The sequence below is a fragment of the Bacteroidales bacterium MB20-C3-3 genome, assembly GCA_035609245.1.
Lineage (GTDB): Bacteria > Bacteroidota > Bacteroidia > Bacteroidales > UBA932 > Bact-08.
Map to the genome: position 1 here is coordinate 1465333 of CP141202.1, position 22457 is coordinate 1487789.

General features: G+C 42.2%; 16 protein-coding genes. 7 read left to right on the forward strand and 9 right to left on the reverse strand.

All coding sequences use genetic code 11. From position 1 onward, the window contains the following. Nucleotides 1–9: 9 nt before the first annotated feature. The gene (locus tag U5907_06665; GenBank protein WRQ32263.1) at nucleotides 10–570 is read left to right on the forward strand and encodes an inorganic diphosphatase; all 561 of its coding nucleotides are present in this window, start codon (nucleotides 10–12) and stop codon (nucleotides 568–570) included. On the opposite strand, the gene U5907_06670 is transcribed toward U5907_06665, so the two are convergent. Genes U5907_06670 through U5907_06680 form a run of 3 tightly spaced genes read right to left on the reverse strand, consistent with a single transcriptional unit; the run spans nucleotide 542 to nucleotide 5534 of the window. Continuing rightward, nucleotides 542–3076, reverse strand: coding sequence for a YfhO family protein (locus tag U5907_06670; protein WRQ32264.1), 2535 nt, complete (start codon nucleotides 3074–3076; stop codon nucleotides 542–544). The genes U5907_06665 and U5907_06670 overlap by 29 nt on opposite strands. 7 nt (nucleotides 3077–3083) lie before the next feature. Beyond that, nucleotides 3084–4364 carry a glycosyltransferase gene (locus U5907_06675; GenBank protein WRQ32265.1) on the reverse strand — a complete coding sequence of 427 codons (1281 nt, stop codon included), beginning with the start codon at nucleotides 4362–4364 and terminating at the stop codon, nucleotides 3084–3086. Nucleotides 4365–4379: 15 nt separating this feature from the next. Further along, nucleotides 4380–5534, reverse strand: coding sequence for a serine hydrolase domain-containing protein (locus U5907_06680; GenBank protein ID WRQ32266.1), 1155 nt, complete (start codon nucleotides 5532–5534; stop codon nucleotides 4380–4382). Nucleotides 5535–5604: 70 nt separating this feature from the next. On the opposite strand from U5907_06680, the gene mutS reads away from it, so the two are divergent. Both mutS and U5907_06690 read left to right on the forward strand, forming a co-directional pair. Beyond that, nucleotides 5605–8232, forward strand: coding sequence for a DNA mismatch repair protein MutS (mutS, locus tag U5907_06685; GenBank protein WRQ34088.1), 2628 nt, complete (start codon nucleotides 5605–5607; stop codon nucleotides 8230–8232). A gap of 12 nt (nucleotides 8233–8244) precedes the next feature. Further along, on the forward strand, nucleotides 8245–9519 hold the full coding sequence (locus U5907_06690; GenBank protein WRQ32267.1) for an ABC transporter permease: 1275 nt from the start codon (nucleotides 8245–8247) through the stop codon (nucleotides 9517–9519). 2 nt (nucleotides 9520–9521) lie between these two features. On the opposite strand, the gene U5907_06695 is transcribed toward U5907_06690, so the two are convergent. Next, nucleotides 9522–11621 carry a tetratricopeptide repeat protein gene (locus tag U5907_06695; GenBank protein ID WRQ32268.1) on the reverse strand — a complete coding sequence of 700 codons (2100 nt, stop codon included), beginning with the start codon at nucleotides 11619–11621 and terminating at the stop codon, nucleotides 9522–9524. Between the two features lie 90 nt (nucleotides 11622–11711). Between U5907_06695 and U5907_06700 the strand changes: the two genes are divergently transcribed. The 3 genes from U5907_06700 to U5907_06710 are packed head-to-tail and all read left to right on the forward strand — an operon-like array spanning nucleotide 11712 to nucleotide 15425. Continuing rightward, nucleotides 11712–12266: a hypothetical protein gene (locus U5907_06700; protein WRQ32269.1), complete on the forward strand. Its 555-nt coding sequence runs from the start codon at nucleotides 11712–11714 to the stop codon at nucleotides 12264–12266. Between the two features lie 31 nt (nucleotides 12267–12297). Next, complete coding sequence (locus U5907_06705) at nucleotides 12298–14007, forward strand: hypothetical protein (protein ID WRQ32270.1); 1710 nt, start codon at nucleotides 12298–12300, stop codon at nucleotides 14005–14007. After that, nucleotides 14004–15425 (forward strand): DUF5050 domain-containing protein, encoded by a 1422-nt coding sequence (locus U5907_06710; GenBank protein WRQ32271.1) that lies wholly within the window; start codon nucleotides 14004–14006, stop codon nucleotides 15423–15425. Before U5907_06705 ends, U5907_06710 begins: the two co-directional genes overlap by 4 nt. Here the strand turns inward: U5907_06710 and rsmA are convergent. Further along, nucleotides 15422–16192: a 16S rRNA (adenine(1518)-N(6)/adenine(1519)-N(6))-dimethyltransferase RsmA gene (gene rsmA, locus U5907_06715; protein WRQ32272.1), complete on the reverse strand. Its 771-nt coding sequence runs from the start codon at nucleotides 16190–16192 to the stop codon at nucleotides 15422–15424. The genes U5907_06710 and rsmA overlap by 4 nt on opposite strands. 36 nt (nucleotides 16193–16228) lie before the next feature. Next, entirely contained in the window at nucleotides 16229–17137 is a 909-nt protein-coding gene (locus U5907_06720) for a hypothetical protein (protein WRQ32273.1), read from the reverse strand. A 141-nt stretch (nucleotides 17138–17278) separates the two neighbouring features. Here U5907_06720 and ychF point away from each other — a divergent pair, with 141 nt between their 5' ends. Next, a complete protein-coding gene (gene ychF, locus U5907_06725; GenBank protein ID WRQ32274.1) occupies nucleotides 17279–18382 on the forward strand; it encodes a redox-regulated ATPase YchF in 1104 nt (367 codons plus the stop codon). A gap of 80 nt (nucleotides 18383–18462) precedes the next feature. On the opposite strand, the gene U5907_06730 is transcribed toward ychF, so the two are convergent. The 3 genes from U5907_06730 to lptC form a co-directional block, all read right to left on the reverse strand. Next, nucleotides 18463–20562: a SurA N-terminal domain-containing protein gene (locus U5907_06730; protein ID WRQ32275.1), complete on the reverse strand. Its 2100-nt coding sequence runs from the start codon at nucleotides 20560–20562 to the stop codon at nucleotides 18463–18465. A gap of 75 nt (nucleotides 20563–20637) precedes the next feature. Continuing rightward, nucleotides 20638–21804 (reverse strand): hemolysin family protein, encoded by a 1167-nt coding sequence (locus U5907_06735; GenBank protein ID WRQ32276.1) that lies wholly within the window; start codon nucleotides 21802–21804, stop codon nucleotides 20638–20640. Continuing rightward, nucleotides 21801–22424, reverse strand: coding sequence for an LPS export ABC transporter periplasmic protein LptC (lptC, locus tag U5907_06740; protein WRQ32277.1), 624 nt, complete (start codon nucleotides 22422–22424; stop codon nucleotides 21801–21803). Before lptC ends, U5907_06735 begins: the two co-directional genes overlap by 4 nt. Between the last annotated feature and the right edge of the window lie 33 nt (nucleotides 22425–22457).

A 22457-nucleotide genomic window follows, 5' to 3' on the forward strand; every position in this document is an offset into this window, starting at 1 on the left:
ATGATGATTATGACAAACAGTTTCAACCCCTGGCATTGTGTTTCGCCCGGAGACAAACTTCCAAATATTGTAAACGGAGTAATAGAAATCCCAAAGGGGAGCAGAGCCAAATACGAACTTGACAAAGAGAGCGGGCTCTTAAGACTTGACAGGGTTCTCTATACTTCTGTATACTACCCCGCAAACTATGGATTCATTCCACAAACCTATTGTGGTGATAAAGATCCGCTTGACATCCTGATTCTATCTCAGATAGAGGTGGTTCCGCTTACAATTGTACCGGCCAAGGTAATAGGAGTTATGAGGATGCTTGATGGTGGTGAGGCCGATGATAAAATCATTGCCGTTGCCGCCGGAGACCCAAGCGTAAGCCACTTCAACGATATCTCAGAATTGCCAAACCACTCCATATCTGAGATGTTCAGCTTTTTTGAAGATTACAAAAAGCTTGAAAACAAAACCGTGGTAGTTGAGAAATTCCTCGACAAACGCACTGCCATTAAGATTCTTAACGAGGCATTTGATCTCTACAACAAGTTGTTTAAAGACTCTTGCCCCTGCCGCGTCTGAACGCGATACCCTCAAATAATCCGCCTATTGCCAGAAGCACCAGCAAAATTGATGATGCAATCCTGGAGTAAGTTGCCCCTTTATAGTATGAGTCCGGCCTGAACTCCATCTCAATAACCTTGCTTCCTGCCGGAACCTTTAAGGCTCTCAGGGTGTAGTTTGCCCTGAATATCTCTGCAGGTTTACCGTCTATAGTTGCAATCCATCCCGCTGGATACCACACCTCGCTAAACACGGCAACCCTGTCAGAGGTTGTTTCACATTGGTATGTTAGTTTGTTGGGAGAGTAGTTTGTAAGTTTTATTACATCCTCAAATGCAGGAGCATCAGCTGTTGTTATCTCGCCTGCAAAAGATCTGAACTCTTCAGAAACTACTGCTGTATTTGAGAGATTAACATCAGAAATTGTATTTATCTCATCCAGGTTGTTTGCAACCCATGCTATTGAATCTACAAACCAGCAATTACCCATAGCTCTGTTATTAAGCAGAGGTGGATTCTGAGCCCCAATAACGATATATTTGGAATTTAACATATTCAGCACAGGTGTCTCTGTGTTATCCACCATAATCTGAGCCTCTTCCAGGGTCTTCACAGATGATAGCGAAGAGGCTATCTTCTGCATCTCAGGCATAATGTGGTAATCTATCATATCCTGATAGCGCTGAAGTTTTGCAGGACTGTAACCTCCAATTGTTTTGTGGTGGTAGCTTATATGTGAATCGTTAAATGTGTTGATGCTTATATCCAGAACTCTGTAATTTGGATCCTTGTCTTCAAGTATAATATTATCAACAGGCCTGAGGGCATACTGCTGCTCAAATTCTCGGTTTTTGATAAAGTGAGAGTCATTCAGGTATCTCTTTCCGGCTCCCCACATATCTGCCAGAACTAAAATGCCTATTCCTCCGTATACCAGATACTTGAGCTTAGCGGGTGATAGCACCCTATTTTTGGATGATGCCTCTCTTCTGCCAAAGGCAAACCACAAAACAGCAGCTGCAGCAAGAATATAGAGAACAGACCTAAAGGCATCTGCCGATAAAAGTGATGCCCTGTCCTCTGCCAGCGTTGCCCTTATCTGTTCAGGTAAATTTGCATCTGCCGGAGAGGTGAATGAGCCGGCAACTGAGGGGAATATCATTGCTAAAAGTGCAAATCCGGCTGTAAGTACAAGAGCCGATATCATCCCGGTTTTAAATTTCTTCGCAGAAAACTCACTCTTCATGAGTTTTTCAATAACAAGCACTCCCATTAGCGGTACCAGTATCTGAAGAATTACAAGCACCATTGAAACCGTACGAAACTTGTTATACATTGGAATATACTTGAAAAAGAACTCAGTAAGTGGAAGGAAATTTGACCCCCAGGAGAGCAACACAGCCAGAAGTGTCACTCCAAGAGCCCACCACTTAACAGCCCCTCCAATTAAAAATAGGGCTAAAATAAAGAGGAATACCATTATTGCACCAAGATACATAGGTCCTGCAGTAAATGGCTGAGGCCCCCAGTAGAGAGGCATTTGTTTGATAATTTGGTCTGCACCCTGATATCCTCCACCTTTAAGGGCCTTATAGGTTGCCGATTCTCTGTCAAGTTCTCCTGCGGATGAGCCTCCGTTGAAATTTGGAATGAAGAGGTTAGGTGTCTCCTCCGGACTGTATGACCAGCTGGTTGCATAGCCTATATCAAGCCCCTCCTGCTGTTTCCCCTGCTCTTTTGCCAGCTCAGAGCCTCCCCTCATAGTGTACTTTGAGTACTCATATGTAGGCCAGAGATGGTTAATATTGCTAGCGATGCCCAATCCGCCAAGCAGAAGCAAAAGGCCGGAGACCTTTAAAAACTTTAGAATTTTCTTCTCAGCGATATGGTTGTATAACTCTGCAAAGCCGTACCCCAAAACAATTATCGCAAGATAGTATGTAATCTGAGGGTGGTTTGCCTTAATTTGGAAACTTAGCGCAAATGCAAAAAGGATTGCTCCTAAAAATCCCTTTTTCCTGTATGCATAAACTACAGCCGCAAGGACCCAGGGCATAAATGCTATCGCCACCATCTTTGAGTTATGCCCCACCTGAATTATCTGCATATTATAGCTGGCAAAAGAGATTGCTACAGCTCCCACAATTGAGAGCCAGGGGTTAACTCCAAAGGCAAGGAAGAGGAGAAATGCACCAACCATGCTAATCAGCAGATAGCTAGGCGGTCTCTGGCCGGTAAGTTTATGAATTGCATTGTAGAAGATGTCAAGGAAGTCCCCGTCATACTTTAGGGAGATTGTTGTTGCCGGCATCCCTGAGAACATTGAGTTTGTCCAGAGGGCCGGATCCTGATCCGGGTGAGACTCGTTGTATGTAATAATCTCATTGGCCATCCCTCTCCAGGAGGCAATGTCGCTCTGATTTACCACCTTCCCGGAGAAGACCTGCGGGGTAAACATATATGCAAGCACATAAAACAGTGCAACTGCAGCCACATAGGGCAACCATATTTTCAGATTTTTCATATCTATTTTATCTTACAATCTCATCAAGCAGAAGAGCCAGCCTTTTCGTAAGCTCCCTTCTGGAATATATATCAATATTTCCGTCTGCAGGCGGTACCCCACCCGCAAGGTATTCGGCATACCTATCCTCAAGCCATCTTCTGCAGCCTCTCTCATCATCATAGTCAAACATTGCTCCTCCCTCACTCTCACCCAGGGCTATATCCATGTCTCCCCCCTTGGGACCAAAACCAAGTATCGGCCTTCTGGCTGCAAGATACTCAAAGAATTTTCCGGTGAGTATTCCCCTACTCTCCGGCTCCATCCCTCCGGAGAGGAGAAGTAGCTGAGACGCCATCTGAAGCTCTGTTACCTTGTCGTGAGACATATAGTCAATCCTCTCAAGATAGGGATCGAGGCCTGCTTCCTCAATTGATTTGAGTATTGTCCCGTCTGTATGCCCAACCAATCTTATTTTTAAGGCCGATGCAAATCCGGGGTCGTGTTTAGCCCACTTTGAAAGAACTCCCCACAACACTTCAGGATTCTGACTCTTAACAAAGAGACCTGTGTATGTAATTGAGAACTCTTTGTCCAGTGATGGCGCCTTCTGTTGAAAGTCAGCAGGGTCAAAACCATTTGTTATTACCGGGACTGCTCCCCCTCCCCTGACACTCTCAAGCTCCCCGGCAATTGTATTTGTTACCGTAAGCACAACATCGGCACCCTTTACAACCCCTCTCTCAAGCAAAGTGTGAAGAGCCTTTACCAGTGCCGAGTATTTCATATACTTAAATGTGAACATCTTTGTCCATGGGTCCCTGAAGTCTGCCAGCCACGGAATATTAAGTGACTTTGCCACCCCCTTTGCAATAAGATGCATTGAGTGTGGCGGACCGGTGCTTACAATTGCATCAACCGGATTCTCCCTGAGCCACCTTTTGAGGAACCTTTTTGAAGGGGCTATCCAGAGACATTTTGGGTCCGGTATGAAGAGGTTGCTTCTGATGAATAGAGATGTGCCTCCGCCGGTATTTATAAATCCGGGCTTAATGTCGCCCTTTTTCTTCCCGGTAAGGGCTCTGTATATAGAATAGGGCTCCAGAATATCTCTTCTGATTACCTGGACTCCCTCTGGAATCTCTGAAGAAAGAGAGTTATCCACAGCCATCATTTCCGGATTGGCCGGTGTGTATATTATGGGCTCCCAGCCAAAATCCCTCAGGTATTTTGTGAACTTAAGCCACCTCTGCACACCCGACCCTCCGGACGGGGGCCAGTAATAGGTGATTATTAAAACCCTCTTCATATTGGTTTTCAGAAACTACTCTTTAATAAAAATATTATACAGTGCCCTCGCAACATCTGTCTGAATATTCACAAAACCTCCCTCGTAAACAGGGTTGCATCCGTTTGTAATGAGTACTATCCCAAATTTCTTCTCAGGCTCAAAAAACATTGCACTGTAAAGTCCGTAAGCAGATCCAGTATGACCCACCATTATCTCTCCCGGGATAAAGTTCTTGCTCTGTCTGAGTGCGAGGCCGTAGGTTTCACCTTCACCAGTCTCAACCACAGGGCTCTGCATAAGGCGAGAAGTCTCTTCTAATATAATTTTTCCACCATTCTGCAATGCTCCGTAGTTCATGTGCATAATCATATATTTTGCAAGGTCTGTTGCCGATATCTTCATTCCGCCGGTAGGGCTGAAGAGCGGAGTGCTGTAACCCATCACATATCCACTATCCAGCTGTTTCGCGCGGCTTACATATGCTGCAGGCTGCGGTGCCGGAACAGAATCATAAAGAGAAACATACTTTGTTCTGTCAAGTGAGTCCGGATTGAAAGATGCATAAAGAGCCAGCGGTTCAAGAACTGTATGGCGTATAAACTGGTCAAACCTCTCCCCTGCCAGCTTTTCTGATATTGCCCCCAGAGTGTTGAAGCCAAGATTGCAATACTCATATTGTGTTCCGGGTTCGTATGGGTTGTAACTCTTTGCAAACTCTTTATTCTTTTCAGGGTTGATTACATCAAGATTGAAATAGCCCTGACTATCATTAAGAGATGATGTGTGTGAGAGCAGCATCTTAACAGTTATAACCACATCCGGAAAAGCGGGATTTCTAACAGGGAACCCTGTAAGTTCGCTTACATCCTGATCCAGATTAATAAGACCCTTCTCCATTAGTGTAAGGAGAGCTGTTGTTGTGAATGATTTTGATATTGATGCAATACGGAAAACATCCCCCTCTGCAAGGAGAGTGCTATCCTCTAAGCTTTTATAACCAAATGACTGTGTGTAGATTATCTCACCCCCCTTTACTACGGCAACGGCAAGTCCCACTGCAGAGTTTTTCTCCATTACCCTGGTCATCTCCTCTTGTGCCATCTCCTCCTTTGAGGGCGAGCAATTTGTTGTGGTCAGAACCATCACACAGATGGCTGCCATAAGTGCGGTAAATCGTAAGATTTTCATAGTCGGTATTAATTGTTTGATAATGTACAAAGATAGAGTTTTGAAGCAAAATATATCTATTTTTGTAGGAATGAAGGGCGACAAGAATATAGTGGAAACTCCTTTGATGAAGCAGTATCTCTCCATAAAGGCGAAATACCCTGATGCTATTTTGCTGTTTCGTGTGGGAGACTTCTACGAGACATTCGGCGAGGATGCAATTACAGCCTCTGCCGTGCTTGGAATTGTCCTTACAAAAAGGGGTAACGGATCTGCTCAGTTTATTGAACTGGCAGGCTTCCCGCACCACTCCATTGACAGTTATCTGCCCAAGCTGGTCAGGGCCGGATATAAAGTTGCTGTCTGTGACCAGCTGGAAGATCCAAAACTCACAAAGAAGATTGTTAAAAGAGGAATTACTGAGCTTGTAACTCCCGGTGTAGCCTATAATGAACAACTGCTTAGCCAGAAGGAGAACAACTATCTGGCTGCTCTCCATTTTGAAAAGGAGAGAGCAGGGATAGCCTTTCTGGATATATCCACTGGTTCATTCAGGGTAGCTCAGGGCTCCCTTGATTATATAGAGCTTCTGCTTGCAAGCTTTGCCCCAAAGGAGGTACTGCTGCAGAAAGGGTATAAAAAAGGATTTGAGGAGAGATTCGGAAGAGATATTTATATCACTCCTATGGATGAGTGGGCCTTTGTTCAGGATGCTGCCCGCGAAAAACTTCTTGAACAGCTTCAGGTTAAAAGTCTTAAGGGTTTTGGAATTGAGGAGCTTCCCCTTGCTGCAACCGCTGCAGGAAGCATACTCTTTTATCTTGATATTACAAGACACAGCTCCCTGGGCCATCTATGCTCTATCTCCCGCATTGATGAGGAGGAGCATGTATGGATTGACAAATTCACATTCAGAAATCTTGAGATTTTTGGGAGTCAGGCAGAGGGTGGAGCCTCTCTTGTATCTGTTGTTGACAAAAGCTCCTCCCCCATGGGAGCGCGGCTCCTGAGGAACTGGCTTGCTATGCCTGTTAAGAGTCTTAATGAGCTTAACAGCAGACACAATATTGTTGAACTTTTATATAAAGATGATACACGCCGCGCACCTCTGCGCAATATCCTCTCTGAAATAGGTGATCTTGAACGCGTCGCCTCCAAAGCTGCGGCCGGCAAAATCTCTCCGCGCGAAGCTATCCAGCTTAAAAGAGGACTGGAGCAGATGGAGCCCGTTAAAGATATCTGCAGAGAGATTGCAGCAGAGTCAATACTCCCCTTTGCTTCTGAATTAACACTTCTGTCGGAAGGGCTGGATGAGTGTTCGGCCTTAAAAGATAGGCTGGAGAGGGAGTTGCTTCCGGATCCTGCCGGGCAATTTGGAAAGGGTGATATTATTGCAGCCGGGGTAAACAGAGAACTTGACGAACTCAGACACATTGCAAGACACGGAAAAGAGTACCTTAATCAACTACAGGAGAGGGAGACAGAGCGGACAGGAATCTCTTCTCTTAAGGTTAGCTATAATAATGTCTTTGGTTACTACTTAGAGGTTAGAAATACACATAAGGATAAGGTTCCGCCGGAGTGGATCCGCAAACAGACACTGGTTAATGCAGAGAGATACATAACTCAGGAGCTTAAGGAATACGAAGAGAAGATACTTGGCGCAGAGGAGAAGATGCTCTCTATAGAACAGGCTATTTTTGCCAATCTTATCATTTCCATCCAAAATAACATTCCGGTAATACAGAAAAATTCTGCAATTCTGGCAAAGATTGATTTACTTGCTGGTTTTGCGGAAGTTGCAAAGACAAATAAATATAACAGACCAAATGTTACCGAGGGTAACTCTATAGTTATAAAAGCTGGCAGGCATCCGGTAATTGAAAAATTACTGCCGGCAGGAGAGGAGTATATTGCCAATGATTTGGAATTAGACTCAGATAACCAGCAGATTATAATATTAACCGGACCAAATATGGCCGGTAAGAGTGCACTTTTAAGGCAAACGGCCCTGATTGTCCTTCTGGCTCAGGCGGGAAGCTTTGTTCCGGCAGATGCTGCAGAGATTGGAATGGTTGATAAAATATTCACAAGAGTGGGTGCTTCTGATAATATATCACGAGGAGAGAGTACCTTTATGGTGGAGATGCTTGAAACGGCAACAATCCTGCACAATCTTTCAGAGAGATCCCTCGTGCTGCTTGATGAGATAGGAAGAGGGACAAGCACATACGATGGAATGTCCATAGCATGGTCAATTGTTGAGTATCTTCACGAGCATCCTCGTTTTAGAGCTAAAACGCTGTTTGCAACACACTACCACGAACTCAACGACCTTGAACAGACATTCTCCAGGGTAAAAAATTTCCACATCTCTGTTAAAGAGGTTGATAAAAGGGTAATATTCCTTAGAAAGCTTGTACCGGGAGGAGTTGCCCATAGCTTTGGTATCCATGTGGCCAGAATGGCGGGAATGCCTGCAGATGTTGTTAGGAGGGCAGAGAGGGTTCTAAAGCAGCTTGAATCCAAAGAGGGTCCAAAAAATGGGAAGAGACGGGTAACCTTAAATGACGATGCTGTGCAACTCTCTTTTTTCCAGCTTGATGACCCGGTCCTACTCTCAATAAGAGACGAACTTAAGGACCTGGATATAAACACAATTTCTCCACTGGAGGCTTTTGACAAACTCCGGAGTATTAAAAAGAAGACAGGACTATAACAAATTGAGAATATGATAAAGATCTACAGGAGGGTCGTAATGATCTTCAAGCTTATGCTGGAGAGTATAAGTTTCGCATTTGGATCGCTGAGGGGCGATAAATTCAGGACCTTCCTTTCACTTTTTGGAGTAAGTATTGGAATTTTCTCGATTGTTACTGTATTTACGGCTATTGATGCCCTAAAAAGCAATGTAGAATCAGGGCTGAACAGCTTTGGAGGACAAACTGTCTATGTCCAGCAGTTCCCTTTTGCTCCGCCTGAGGGTGAAGAGTACAAATGGTGGGAGTATATGAACAGACCAAGACCAAAATTTGAGGAGTATCTGTTTCTTAAGTCAAATGCAAGAAATCTTGATGCTGCTGCTTATGTTGTATTTACAAACAGAACCCTTAAGTACAAGAGAGCCTCTTTCAGCAATGGTTTTATTACTGCTGCAACACCTGAGTGGGGAGAGATTGCAAATGTAGAGATTGAAAAGGGTAGATATTTTTCACACTATGAGGCAAACTCCTCAATACCTGCTGTAATTCTCGGCTATGAGGTTGCTGCCGCACTCTTCGCAAACGGAGAGGATCCGCTTGATAAAGTTATTAAAATTGGAAGTTCAAGCGCACGGGTTATCGGTGTACAGAAAAAGGCAGGTGAGAGTATAGTAAATATTTTTGATACAGATAATTCCATTCTTATAACATACAACTTTGCCGCAACAATAATGAATGTAAAAAACACAGAGGGGATGATCTGTGTGACACCATCTGCAACAGTTGAGAGGGAGGAGTTCCTTCAGGAGATGCGCCAGCTTCTCAGGGCTGCAAGAAGGTTAAAGCCAAAACAGAACGACAACTTTGCCCTTAATGAAATGACATTCTTGCTAAATCAGACTAAAGCAATATTTGGTGGTATCAATATGGCCGGGTGGATAATCGGAGGTTTTTCAATACTTATAGGTGGTTTTGGTATTGCCAACATAATGTTTGTTTCGGTAAAGGAGCGGACAAATCTTATTGGTATACAGAAGGCTCTCGGGGCTAAAAAGTATATGATCCTTACTCAGTTTCTTGCAGAGGCTGCTGTACTGGCACTAGCCGGAGGGGCAATAGGTCTTCTGCTGGTTGGGGGTGTTGTACTTGCCCTTAAGGGAAATGAATCATTCCCTATGACACTAAGTTTTTACAATATTTTCAGGGGATTAATGATTTCATCTGTTATTGGAATTGTTGCCGGTCTTCTTCCTGCCTGGACTGCGGCTAACCTGAATCCGGTTGATGCAATCAATTCAAAATAGCATTAAATATTCTGCAAATAGCTAACAAGATTGGTGTCTCGATCAATACCCAATTTCTGTCTCAGACGCTGACGAGCTTTTTTAAGAGCCTCTTCTGACTGGAATGTTATGTTTGCTATATCTTTACTGCTCATATTCAGTTTTAGAAATGCACACAGTTTTCTTTCGTTTGCAGTAAGATCCGGGAAATTACTATTAAGCTTTTCGTAAAAAGAGCTGTGTACCTTCTGGAAAAGCAGTTCAAACTCTTTCCAGTTTGAGCTGCGGGAAATTCTTTTAAAATCTGAAATCATAGCCAGAACAACCCTTTTTCCCTCCGGTGTTATTGTATCTATAATTGATTCGAGCATTCTTACTCTCTCTGCATTTCGTTCCGAATTCTGAATTAGTTTAAGTGATGCGGCAGTCAGAGATCTCTGATTATCCTCAAGTTCCCTATTAATCCTTTCAATCTCCTGTTCAAGCAGCCTTTTTTTCTCCGTCTCCATTCTGCGGAGAGCTTCGTTTGCCTGTTTGTTAAAACGGTATAGACGGAGTATGTATAATGCAAGCAGCGACACAAGGATAAAACTTACAGAAAGAGTTAAGATAATTGCATACTGCTGTTTTCTTTTAGCTGACTGAACCTCATCCTTTTTACTCTGCTCTAAGGCTATCGCCTGCCTCTCTTTTTCAAATCTGTAAGTGTACTCCAGCTCTGTAATTTTCCTGACATTGTTTTCGTTAAATATCTTATCACTCAACTCCTTATATAGTTGATTGTGGATATACGCACCTTTAAAGTTGTTTGTTTTCGCATAAATCTCTGCAAGCAGATAATGTGAATCTTTTTCAGTCTCAATAATTTTAAGATTTTTTGCTATTTCAAGACTGCTTCTTGCATAGTCGAGGGCGCGGGAAAACTCCTTTTGATCATAATATATTATAGCAATCTGTAACTTTGCTAAGCTTTCAGATGACTTCATTCCATTCTCCTCTGATAAGCTTAGTGCCTCCTGATAAATCTCAAGAGCCTTTTGCTTTTCTGACTGTTTATAATAAAACAGCCCTGTGTTAAAGAGGATGTTAATCTGAAGAGAGAGAACTTTCAAATCCTTACTAATAGCGAGCGCTTTCCTGAGGTACTCCATTGCTTGCTCATTATTAGTTTGAATATAGATAAGCCCGATATTGAGCAATCCGCCTGCCAGGGCATGTTTATCTCCGGCTTTCCCGGCAATTTCTATTACTTTTTGGTTGTATTCAAGTGCCTTTTCGTAGTTCTTCTGGGTAAAATATATACTGCCTATACTAACAAGACTTTTGGATACAGCTTTAATCTCCTGCATCTCTTCGCGAATTTTTAATCCGTTATGCAAACACTCAAGAGCAAAAGGGTAGTTACCCTGTGTTGTATATATATTACCCATAGAGTTATAGCATATAGCTGCTCCGTTTTTATCTCCGGCTTTCAGCAGAGCTTGCAGGGCTTCTTTATAACCACCTAAAGCCATCTCAACCCTGCCCATGCGGTTATAAGCCTGTGAAATATTAATAAGATATTTACCAAGCTCTTGAAAATCATTAAGCTCTTTTGCAATATCAATAGCTTTCTGAAAGAATATAATTGCGATAGAGTCCCGGCCGGTTACTCCGAAAACAGTCCCAACAGCATTTGTATATTTGCCTGACCCCTGCTTATTATTAATCTTCTCAGCTATCGCCAGCGCACTTTCAAAAAGGGTAAGCGAGCCATTAGGATCAATTTCCATACTCGCCATTCCCTGTAACCATAAACTCTCTGCCCTCCCTTTTTCAAACCCCAGCTCTTTTGCAAGTTTAAAGCTCTCTTTTGCATATAACCTTGTCTTCTCTTTGTTGCTGAAATATGCTTCGTAGGCAACTTCGTTAAGAATATTAACCCTTGTAGTATCCCTGGTTTTATGATTATTAAGCCGGTTTTCTAGACTATCAATTTTTGCTGTACGACCAGTTACAGTGAGTGTGAACAAAACGAGATAAACAACCAAAAGGTTGACGATACGAAAGATTCTTAATAGCATCTGATTATGGGTAAAAAGGAAAAAGCAGGCAATTATACTAAAAATTTTCTGCTTGTCCACTTTTTGTCCCCCTGCTTTTAGTTAATAAACTTGAGGCAGAGCATATCTTTGCCTCAAGTTTTACTCACAAAAAAATCAAATATTACAACAATGAAGAAAGTAACTTTAGTTCTGTCAGTTCTTACACTCCTTTTTGCTACCGGTGCAATGGCACAAAACAATCCGGCTCTGTTCGGAAACAACAGCAAGCACATCAGAGCAGGTATCGGTCTTAACTCATACGGAATTCCTATAGAGGTATCCTATGATCAAGGCTTCAAACAGAATCTTTTTGGTGTGAATAAACTGAATCTTGGCCTTGGAGGCTATCTGGGATACTATGGACACAATGAAAAAATCGGTTATATACCAAGTTCAGGTGACTATGGATATAAATATTCACATATCGTTATAGGTGCCAGAGGTCTGTTTCACTACCCTTTCATTCCAAAAATTGACACCTATGCAGGGATTATGCTTGGATACAACATCGCCAGCTCAAGATACTACGGTGCGGGAATAGATCCGGGTAATGCGGCAGCAGGCGGACTGGCCTTTGGTGGTGTAGTTGGAGCTCGTTACCAGTTTAACTCCAAATGGGGTGTGTATGCAGAGGCAGGTTATTCAATATCTTATTTAAGCTTTGGAGTTGTATACAGTCTGTAATTTCAGGTCAATAATCTTTTTTATAGTGCTGATGCTTTCTTCTGCTTACAGATCTGAGGCCCAAAGCACTCCTTTTGAAGTTAAATCAACAGGCTACACTATTTTGGTAAATAGTAAGCCTGTTGATTTTAATTTATATAATATTCACAATTCACAATATTGTCTGATTGAAGATCTGGCAAGGGCAATGCCGGGCATCTTTGATGTAGAGGTTAAAACAGCAAGAAACCGGGACGAGACACAGTATCTTCAGTTTTGGATTACTTCCGGAAAGAGGCAAGGCGGAACAACACTTGTCTCACGGGGAAAAAGCTATCGAGCACAAAGTGTTTACGCCCATCTTTATTATAATGGTCAGAGAGCCCCTTCTACACCCTATATAATAAACAATGGATATTATTTTAAACTGGCAGATCTTTTAAGGCTACTTGACATTGAACTTATTATCAACAATACAAAGCAAATAATAGAAATAAACACAGGTAATCCATATATTCTCCCTGCTCCCAAAATTCCACAGCCAAGTCCGGCTCCTAAAAAATGGACAAGAATTCCTGCAAATGTTGGTGTGGCAATTTCTCAGTTAAATGGTTACTTTGATGTAAACAGCTCAACGCTCCTGTTTAATCACACTGTTGAAGATCATTTATCTGCAAATGCTCTTGTCCTCGTAAATATCCCAACAGGCAGGAGAATTGAGCTCCCGTTTGATGAAAAAGAGAACTCATTCGGAGGTATATTCAGAGGATTTTCCGAGGGTTGGGTGCAAGTTATAGCAAGGGTTGGAGAGGAGAGACTTTTTACCTATGTCAATGCCTGCGGAGAGGTAATAAACCCAAAAATGCTCTTCACAACAGCAAGAGCATTTGAGAATGGATTTGCATTTGTTACCTACAAAGAAAACGGAGCAGATTACTCAGGAGTAATTAATCATAACGGGGAGCTGGTTGTTGCTGTTGCCGGGAAATATGAGAATGCTCAATTCGGGAATGGATTTTTTGGCTTCCAAACTACCCTTTTTGGGATTGATGGCAAAAGGATTAATCTTTCACAAGAGAGGGCGCGCGAACTTGAGAGTCCGGGATACAAACGCTCTGAGGCAGAGAATTTTGAACATCATCGTAAAGAGTATGACAGAAGCCGGTACTGTGGATATAATCGGTTTTTAGTTGAGAAAAACGGAAAAACAAAAGTTGTTGATAGTAAAAATAAAACAGTTTTTGAATCCGATTCCGGAATGGATTTTATAAGCCCTCTTTTTGCCTGGGGAAGGCTGTTTTTCAGATCAAAGGGAGTAGTTGATCATAACGGAAAACGAATCCTTGATAACAAGTATGATGTTATTGAACCTGTTGACGGGGAGGCATTTTTAACAATTATTGATAATAAGGAGCAAAACCTGATTGGAATTGATGGTAAGGTGTTGGCAACCAGCTCAAATCCCTCTCTTTGGGCTCTTTGTAACTCCGTTTTAATCACTAATAAAGTATACCATTTCAAATCAGAAATTCAGCCGGGGGATGTTGTTATGATATACTCAAACATGGACCTTACAAAGACCATAGCCACAAGCAAGCTGAAAAGTCTGGTTGAAAGCCGGCCTTCCACACAGCGCTGGCTCAGGCCTACCCATACCGAGGCACAGAGGATAGTGAAGAGCCCGGAAGGGAATGCATTGCAGGTAATAGCCCTTGAGGCTCTATACAAAAATTGGTTTAGTTCTGAAAAAGAGACTGAATGATTAAAAAAATATTTATACTTCTGGTCCTGTTAACGGGGATTTCACGGCTGGCATTAACGCAAAACAGCCATGCAATTTCAAAACCGGCTTATGTATATGTAAACGGAGTACAAAATCATGTTGAAGCCTTTATTCTGAATGGTGAAATCTTTTACAAAATTCAGGATATTGCTGCTCTTTTTACAGATCTTATTCCCCGGTTTTCATATAAAGCAGAGGCTGGGCAGATTGAGATATTCAGGAATATAAATCACACACCTGACGGAAGTGAACTGTTTGCATCCAGACCGGGAAAATACGCTGCTGCAATTTATGCATCTGCCGTTATTGACGGAGGAAAGAGCATAAAGGCCGATGTATTTATTATCAGAGAGAACTACTGCCTCTCAGAATCTGATCTGGCAAGATTGCTTAATGTGGGAAGAAAGCCACTCCCCCATTCCGGGTACGCAGGAGTAGAATTTGCCACAAACTTTGTATACTCACCTTCAATAGGGGATATGAAAATAAAAGAGCCGGAGGAGGTGGGCAATATATCATTCAACCTTGGCCGCTGGGGAATCGGCCTTGAATACAAAGGGTATATATTTTTCATTCACAAAAATGCCATTTTCAGAATCAAGAGTGATGGTACAGGCCTTAAGGAGTTTAAAGTCAAGGCTGCCCACTCACTTAACGGCTACAGGGAGAGAATCTACTTTTATGCATATGGCTATACAGTTAAGTCTGTAAATCTTGACGGAGAAGATTTGAGAACGGAAATATGCCCATTGTATGCAATGAATATGGGATTAGAGAGCCAGGAACCTCACTCCATAACCTATTTTGGAGATATGGTAATGGTAAAGTACAATAACAAACTTCAAAACGGACAATGGACAGATGAGATAAGGTGGTATGCAACCTCAGGCCGCTCAGAAGGTGTTATCTACAGGATAAACAGTGAAAAAAGGGTCATTGGAGACTTTTTTCTCGACAAGAACTATGTCTACTTTAGTGTCAACTGGGCAAACAGAAAGGATATCAACAAGCCCGGAAATCTCAGTGAAAAGGAGTCACTTGTGGAGAGAAATATCTCTCAGGTTTTCAAAGCAGGAGATAAAATGTATTTCAAAGGCAGTGATGACAATCTGATGTACTCAATGCCACTGGGTAGCAAATCCGGTATTAAGAGAGTCTCCGGAGTCACCGTAAACCGCTTCTTTGTAAAGGGCAATATAGTTATCTTTCAGAAGCAGGAAGGCCTTTACACAATGAATCTCAATGGTTCAGGAGAGAAAACTCTTATTTCAAAAGGGGTCAGAAATTTTAATGTTGCAGGAGATTGGATTATCTTCAGCGAAAGAGAGAATACAAGCTTAGGGGCAAGGGTGGGGCTGATAAGTATTGATGGCTCAAAAACTGTAAAATTGCCTTAATTATTATAGATAAGCTTGGTTAGTTCAATAAACTCCTCAACGCTTAACTGTTCCGGGCGCATCCCAAACAGATAACTTTCAGGAGGAGTTCTCCCCTCCAGAAGCTGTTTTACAGAGTTTCTGACTGCTTTGCGTCTCTGGTTGAACGAGGCTTTTACAACCTTTTTAAATAGTTTCTCATCGCAACCAAGTATTTCACGGGAGTTTCTCTTTAGTGAAATTACTGCAGATTTAACCTTTGGGGGGGGGATAAAGCTACCGGGTTCCACTGTAAAGAGGTAGTCAATATCATACCACGCCTGGAGCAAAACCGAGAGAATCCCGTAACTTTTGTTCCCCGGAGGAGATGCAAGCCTCTCTGCAACCTCTTTCTGAAGCATGCATACAATTTGAGGGACCTGCTCCCTGTAATCAAGCAGTTTAAAGAAAATCTGTGAAGATATATTGTAAGGAAAATTCCCAATCACAGAAAAGCTACCCTTAAAAATTTCTCCAAGATCCATATTGAGGAAATCACCCTCAAGCAGATTTTCACCCATCTGAGGATAATTTTTCTTCAAATACTCTATTGACTCTCTGTCAATCTCTGATGCTCTGAATGTTATATTCCCCAGATTTACAAGATGCTGAGTAAGAACCCCTGTTCCTGGTCCAATCTCCAGCACATCTGCAGATAGGTTTAGATCAAGTGACTCTACAATCCTCTCAGCAATTTTCTGATCCTTCAGAAAGTGCTGCCCCAGTGATTTTTTTGCCTTTACATACATATTGCAAAGGTAGTAAAATAATAAGGCCCCTGCTCTTTACCAGCTTCGTGTTATTCTAAGCACAACCGGCAGGTGATCACTAATACCTCCGTTATATCTTGGGCCGATAAAACTCCTTTTAGGTTTAACGCCCAGAAAAGCTCTGTCCTTTTCAAGAAGATGGGGATGAGAATAGATAAATGATGAGGTATCTGTACAGAAAACCGGTTCTAAGTTGTTCACCATATTTGCTGAGACCATAAAATGGTCAATTGTCTCCCATTTTCCGTTGTACTTTATTGTTCCAGGGGCTCCTCTTTTTACAGGAGAGAGAATATTAAGAGGTCGTACCATTGGAGATACTAAATCAGCCTCTTCATTAAGATCCCCCATAGCAATAATATTTGCTGATTGATTGATCGCAAGTATTGAGTCAACCTCCCCGGTAAAAGCGGCAGCGGCAGCCTCTCTCAGAGGAGTGGATGCTCTCACTCCTCCCCATTTGGATGGCCAGTGCATAACAAAGAGGTGGAGTGTATCCAGATGGTCAAGAACCCCCTTTACATAAAGAATGCTTCTGGTTCTCAAAAGCTCCCCTTCATTATTAATGACTGGCTTAAACTTTCTGTACAGAACCTTGAATCTCTCTTTTTTGTAGAAAAGAGCAACATCAATTCCTCTGTGGTCAGGCGATTCGGCGTGAACAATTCCGTACTCTCCCCTGGCTAGAGCGGTAACATTTACCAGACGCCAGGCTACCTGGAAATTTTCTATCTCTGAAACCCCTATGATTACCGGCAAATTACCCTCTGATGCTATAAAAATGTGTTTGGCGACTCTGTTAACTTTTTCGTAAAAACGGACAGAGGATGTAAATAGATTTTCAAGGTTCCAGAATATCATAATGCAATCCTCTCCCGTACGGAACAGAACAGAAATAAGCAAAGACAGAAGTATGGTTTTCATGTTTCAAATTTATTAATCGTTGTTCAATCATAATGTTTTGCAGTTTATATATATCTGATTATGAATAAGAATCCCTCCATTTTAGAAATAATGGTATTTTTTGTCTAATTTCGCAGCCTCAAATAATTAAAATAGAATTTTATGGCATTGAAATGCGGAATAGTGGGACTGCCCAATGTGGGAAAATCTACACTTTTCAATTGTATAAGCTCAGGAAAGGCACAATCTGCCAATTTTCCATTCTGTACAATTGAACCAAACATAGGCTCCACAATTGTTCCGGATGAGAGACTCCAGGTGCTGGAAAAACTTGTTAAACCAAACAGAGTTGTTCCTGCAACAGTTGAGATAGTTGATATTGCAGGCCTTGTCAAAGGGGCCAGCAAAGGAGAGGGGCTTGGTAATCAGTTTCTTGCAAACATCAGAGAGACCGATGCAATTATACATGTTCTAAGGTGCTTTGATGATCCAAATATTGTACATGTTGACGGCAATATTAACCCTGTAAGAGATAAAGAGATTATTGACACAGAGCTTCAGATTAAAGACCTTGACACTGTTGAAAACAGAATTGGCAAAGTTCAGAAGCAGGCTCAGACAGGTGGAGATAAAAATGCCAAAAGGATGTATGATATTCTGGTTAAATTCAGGGAGGCTTTAATGCAGGGAAAATCGGCCAGAACTGTAGTTTTTGAAAACGCTGAGGATGAGAAAATGGCAAAAGAGCTCTTCCTTCTGACCAATAAACCTGTTCTGTATGTCTGCAATGTTGACGAAGGTGCCGCAAAAACCGGAAACAACTATGTAGAGATGGTAAAGGAGGCAATAAAGGATGAAGATGCCCAGATGCTTGTTGTTGCAGCCAAAATTGAATCTGAGATTGCAGAACTTGAGAGTTTTGAGGAGAGGGAAATGTTCCTTACAGAGCTTGGCCTGGACTCTTCCGGTGTGGCCCGGCTTATCAGAACGGCCTATGCTCTTCTTAATTTACAGACATATTTTACCGCCGGAGTACAGGAGGTAAGAGCATGGACCTTCCCAAAAGGGGCAAAGGCTCCCCAGGCAGCAGGAGTTATCCATACAGACTTTGAAAAAGGCTTTATACGGGCCGAGGTTATCAAGTATGAGGACTATGTAAAATACGGCTCTGAAAACGCCTGTAAAGAGGCAGGAAAGATGGGTGTAGAGGGCAAGGAGTACATTGTCCAGGACGGAGACATAATGCACTTCAGATTTAATGTGTAGAAACAATATACAATAATCATAAAAGAGAGGCTGCCCCGGTTACAGGACAGCCTCTCTCTTGTTAATATTCGTATGTAGGTCTAGAAGAACTTAAGTCTGTTATCTTTTACCTTACCGGTTTTCTCAAATATACTCTGGAGTTGCTGCAGTTTGTATGAGAACATCTGTCCACTTCTCATTTTTGCATCCTGCTCTGTGAAGAACTCTCCCTGAACTCTTGCGTCTACATTCAATACATAGATGCCTAAGTTTCCTTTAACAGGACCTGTCAGTTTGTTTTCAGGAGCACTTGTTGCTGCTCCAATGAATACAGGGTCCATAGATTGAGCACCCATAGCGCCGAATGAAATCCCGCTCTGTTTGCTTACTGTTGTACCAAGAATCTCGGCAACAGTCTCAATACTGTTTGTTCCGGCCAACTTCTCCTTTACACTCTGGAAGAACTTCTCGTTGGTCTTCTCCATTTGAAGGACTGTCTTAATATTATCCTTGATAGCGTCAAACGGCTGGATTCCTGCCTCTCTTACTCCTGTAACAGCTACTACAAAGAAATATTTGTTGTCAATAGATATAATCTGAGAGACATCATTCTTTTTAGCTTCATAAATCCATCTGCTTATAGGTCTTGCATTTTTGTAGGTGGCTACAGTTTTTGCACCCTCTTCAATTCCTACAGCAGGAACAACTGAGAGATTCATCTCTTTAACGGCTGCCTGGAATTGCTCCATTTTGCCGTCAGCTTTAGATGCCAGTTCGTTTGCTTTTGAGTAGTAATCCTGGAATGTCTGTTTACTTGCCACAGCACTCTTCTCAAGCAGTGCAATCTGAACCTTCTTTACAGGAGCAGTCCTTTTGGAGGCCTTAACAATATGGAGACCATAGCTGGTTGCAACCTTAAGTGGTTTATTAAGAGGAGCTGTAAAGCAAGTATCAAGACCCGGAAGTTTCATAAGCTGAGTCATCCAGCCAAGTTCACCGGGAGCAACATTTGGATTTTTATCCAAAGAGTTCTCAGCAGCAAGAGTCTGGAAATCTGCACCTCCGTCAATAAGTTTGATAAGCGAATCTGCCTTAGCCATAGCTACCTCAGGAGCGCTGTTGTCAAGAAGAATATGCTCTACAAAAACTGAATCCGCAACACTCTTAATAGCATTTATTCTGGCTGCTCTGAATGTGTTACCCTCCTGGAATACAGGAAGAACAGCTGTTAAAGGAGCACTAAACGCAAAGCTGTCAAGCGCAGGAGATATAGAGGCTAGCTCTCCTTGCTTGAAGAGATAGTCGCTTAATTGTTTCTCTGAGTTTCTTGCTAGGAAAGACTTAAGATTGGTTGTAGTGGTAAACTCTTCGTAAACCTTCTCAATATCCTCTTTGGCAAGCTTGATGTCTTCTGCAGAAGGAATAACTTCAAAGACAACATAGTCAATGTCTCTGCTAGCCTTCATATCAAACTTAGCTTTGTTCTTGTTATAGTAATCCTTTATCTCTTGCTGAGAAACGGTTACAGTTGTGTCCGGCATAAAACCAAACGGTTGCATTACAAACGACACATCTGAAGTTGTGTTGTTCTCTGCAATTACCCTTTTCATCTCAACAGGGCTTGTTATAGTGCTCTTATCAAGCAGAGAGATATATTTTGTGAACATCTGGTCATTTTTGATACTTTTCTCAAGGAAACTCCAGTATGTCGCAAGATTACCTGATTCATCCTGAGGGATTGCCTTTACAAACTCAACAAGTTTGTTTCTGTCAAATGAGCCGTCCTGGCCCATGAAAGATTGCTCTCTCATAAGTACAGGTGATATTGATGTGCCCTGTGCAAGGTCAAGCAGCTCCTCCTCTCCTACTCCTATTCCGGCATTTTCTATTGATGGAATGAGAACATACTCTCCCATCAAGTCCTGCCATGCACTTTCGTTAACCATCTCCTGACCCTGTTCGTCAAGTGAAGCCTGGCCGGTAACCATCTGTTGAATCTGAGTAAAGTAGTCTATCTTTTTCTGGAACTCCTGGTAAGAGATTGCCTTGCCATTCATCTCTCCAACATCATATTTGGAGGTGAACATTGAGATAGCCGATTGCAATGTTTGTGCGTCAACTATAAAGGAAAGAAGTGCTATACCGATGATTACGGTAATGAAGACTCCCATTCTGACGCGGATCTTCTCGAGAACTGCCATTTTGTTTATTGTTAGATTAAATAGTTATTTTCTTGTAAGGCGCGAAGATAGTAATTTTTTTGTTCACCACACCTATTATAGGCCAAGGAGTTTGAGCCTCACCAGCTCCAGCCTGCTGCGTGTGGTTCTGAGTATTGTTATCTGGATATTTTCATATGTAAGAACATCTCCCTGCCTTGGAATATTCTCATTAAACCAGGTTATAAACCCTCCCAGAGTCTCATACTCTTCGCTCTCCGGAATCTCAAGTTCATACTCCCTGTTTAAATATTTTATCTCTAGCCTGGCAGAGAATATAAACTCACCCTCTCCTGTCTGTTTTTCGCGGAATTCGTCATTATCAAGCTCGTCAGAAATCTCCCCGAATATCTCCTCAATAAGATCTTCCAAAGTAACAATCCCAGCAGTCCCGCCCCATTTATCCAGAACAACAGCTATGGATCCTCTGTTTTTGGTCATAGTAGCAAGCAGATCTTTTGCTCCCATCTCTTCAGGATAGTACTCAATTTTTCTCAGTAATTCCCCTGCAGATTTTTTACCTGAAAGAAGATCTTTTGAGTGTATATAACCTGTAATCCTGTCAATATTTCCATCATAGACAGGGATTCTTGAGTAGTTTGAGTCCCTGAAAAGTGTTAGAATCTCTTCCGGTGTCGCCCCTGAGGAGATGGCCACAACCTCTGTTCTGGGTATCATGCACTCCCTCAGCAGTACATCGGGGAAGTTTATAGCATTATGAATTATTTCTGCCTCTGCCGACTCCTCTTCCTCCTCCTCAATAATCATAGAGGGGTTGTCTGCCCTTCTCAGCGAGAGCGGACTTGTGACCCTGGAGACAAAGAGAGCAAACCAGTACATATTCATCAATATCACATCCGGATACCTTGATGCAATCCATTTTGGAAGTACGGTACCGATAAGGATAATTATCAACGCAGATATTAAAATAATAACAGATACCTTAGCATAAAACGGCATATCTCCCGGCAGCCAGCCTCTAAAGGCCAGAACTGTAAAAGAGATTGTTGCCAAAGCTGTCATTACACTCCGGAAAAACTTGAAGGACCATAACAGAAGCACCTTGTTCCCGAGTAGTCTCTCTGCATGTATTGCGTAAGGCTTCTCTTGTTTAATATCAAGCTCTATCCTCAATCTGTTGCATGATGTAAGAGCCGTCTCTGTTAGTGTTGCTGTGATAAAGAGTATCAGCCCAACCAAGGCTATAATAATTGCAGTAATCATACTCCGGGTTTGATTATTGGTTTGGCCAGCAGCGGCCCTACAAAATTAACAGTATCTATATAAAGAACCTCTGTTGAGTCCTTTATTATGCTGTAACTATCAAATGGTTTAAGAATTATTGCGTTTCTTGCAAGTTCGTCAGACTCCATTCCGTACCCCTGCATATACATTGTTGGTGATTTAACCTGTACATAGCAGTGAGTAAAAATCTTCTTTTCAGTTCTGTCCCAGTAAATAGTATCGGTTTCAATTGTCTCCCCTTTGATATAGTTAGTAATAACTACATCTCCGTATGCCTCCCACTTATCCTGAGATTTCCCTTTTATATGCCTTGCTACTTTGGCTGTAATCTCTGTTTCCAGCAGTCCGTCCGGAGTAAACGCCTTTATATTCATCCCGTTTGGAAAGATATCATAGGGTGGGATTTTTTTGGAATAGCTCTCCATCAACGGAGCATAAACCCTCATTGATAATCTCCCCCCCTTAGACTGATCAAGTATCATCTCTTCAACTATTTGGGTTGGAACAGAGGAGGGATCTATAACCTCTGTAACAGGCAATTCTTCCTTGCAGGAAAAAAGAAGTGTAGCAACCACTAATGTGGCTGCTACAAATCTCATTTTGTTTTTCAGTATGTTGCCTGTGGCAGACAT

Coding starts and splice junctions, on each gene's coding strand:
- U5907_06665 (WRQ32263.1), top strand. CDS start 10: ATGACAAACAGTTTCAACCCCTGGCATTGTGTTTCGCCCGGAGACAAA.
- U5907_06670 (WRQ32264.1), bottom strand. CDS start 3,076: ATGAAAAATCTGAAAATATGGTTGCCCTATGTGGCTGCAGTTGCACTG.
- U5907_06675 (WRQ32265.1), bottom strand. CDS start 4,364: ATGAAGAGGGTTTTAATAATCACCTATTACTGGCCCCCGTCCGGAGGG.
- U5907_06680 (WRQ32266.1), bottom strand. CDS start 5,534: ATGAAAATCTTACGATTTACCGCACTTATGGCAGCCATCTGTGTGATG.
- mutS (WRQ34088.1), top strand. CDS start 5,605: ATGAAGGGCGACAAGAATATAGTGGAAACTCCTTTGATGAAGCAGTAT.
- U5907_06690 (WRQ32267.1), top strand. CDS start 8,245: ATGATAAAGATCTACAGGAGGGTCGTAATGATCTTCAAGCTTATGCTG.
- U5907_06700 (WRQ32269.1), top strand. CDS start 11,712: ATGAAGAAAGTAACTTTAGTTCTGTCAGTTCTTACACTCCTTTTTGCT.
- U5907_06705 (WRQ32270.1), top strand. CDS start 12,298: ATGCTTTCTTCTGCTTACAGATCTGAGGCCCAAAGCACTCCTTTTGAA.
- U5907_06710 (WRQ32271.1), top strand. CDS start 14,004: ATGATTAAAAAAATATTTATACTTCTGGTCCTGTTAACGGGGATTTCA.
- rsmA (WRQ32272.1), bottom strand. CDS start 16,192: ATGTATGTAAAGGCAAAAAAATCACTGGGGCAGCACTTTCTGAAGGAT.
- U5907_06720 (WRQ32273.1), bottom strand. CDS start 17,137: ATGAAAACCATACTTCTGTCTTTGCTTATTTCTGTTCTGTTCCGTACG.
- ychF (WRQ32274.1), top strand. CDS start 17,279: ATGGCATTGAAATGCGGAATAGTGGGACTGCCCAATGTGGGAAAATCT.
- U5907_06730 (WRQ32275.1), bottom strand. CDS start 20,562: ATGGCAGTTCTCGAGAAGATCCGCGTCAGAATGGGAGTCTTCATTACC.
- U5907_06735 (WRQ32276.1), bottom strand. CDS start 21,804: ATGATTACTGCAATTATTATAGCCTTGGTTGGGCTGATACTCTTTATC.
- lptC (WRQ32277.1), bottom strand. CDS start 22,424: ATGAGATTTGTAGCAGCCACATTAGTGGTTGCTACACTTCTTTTTTCC.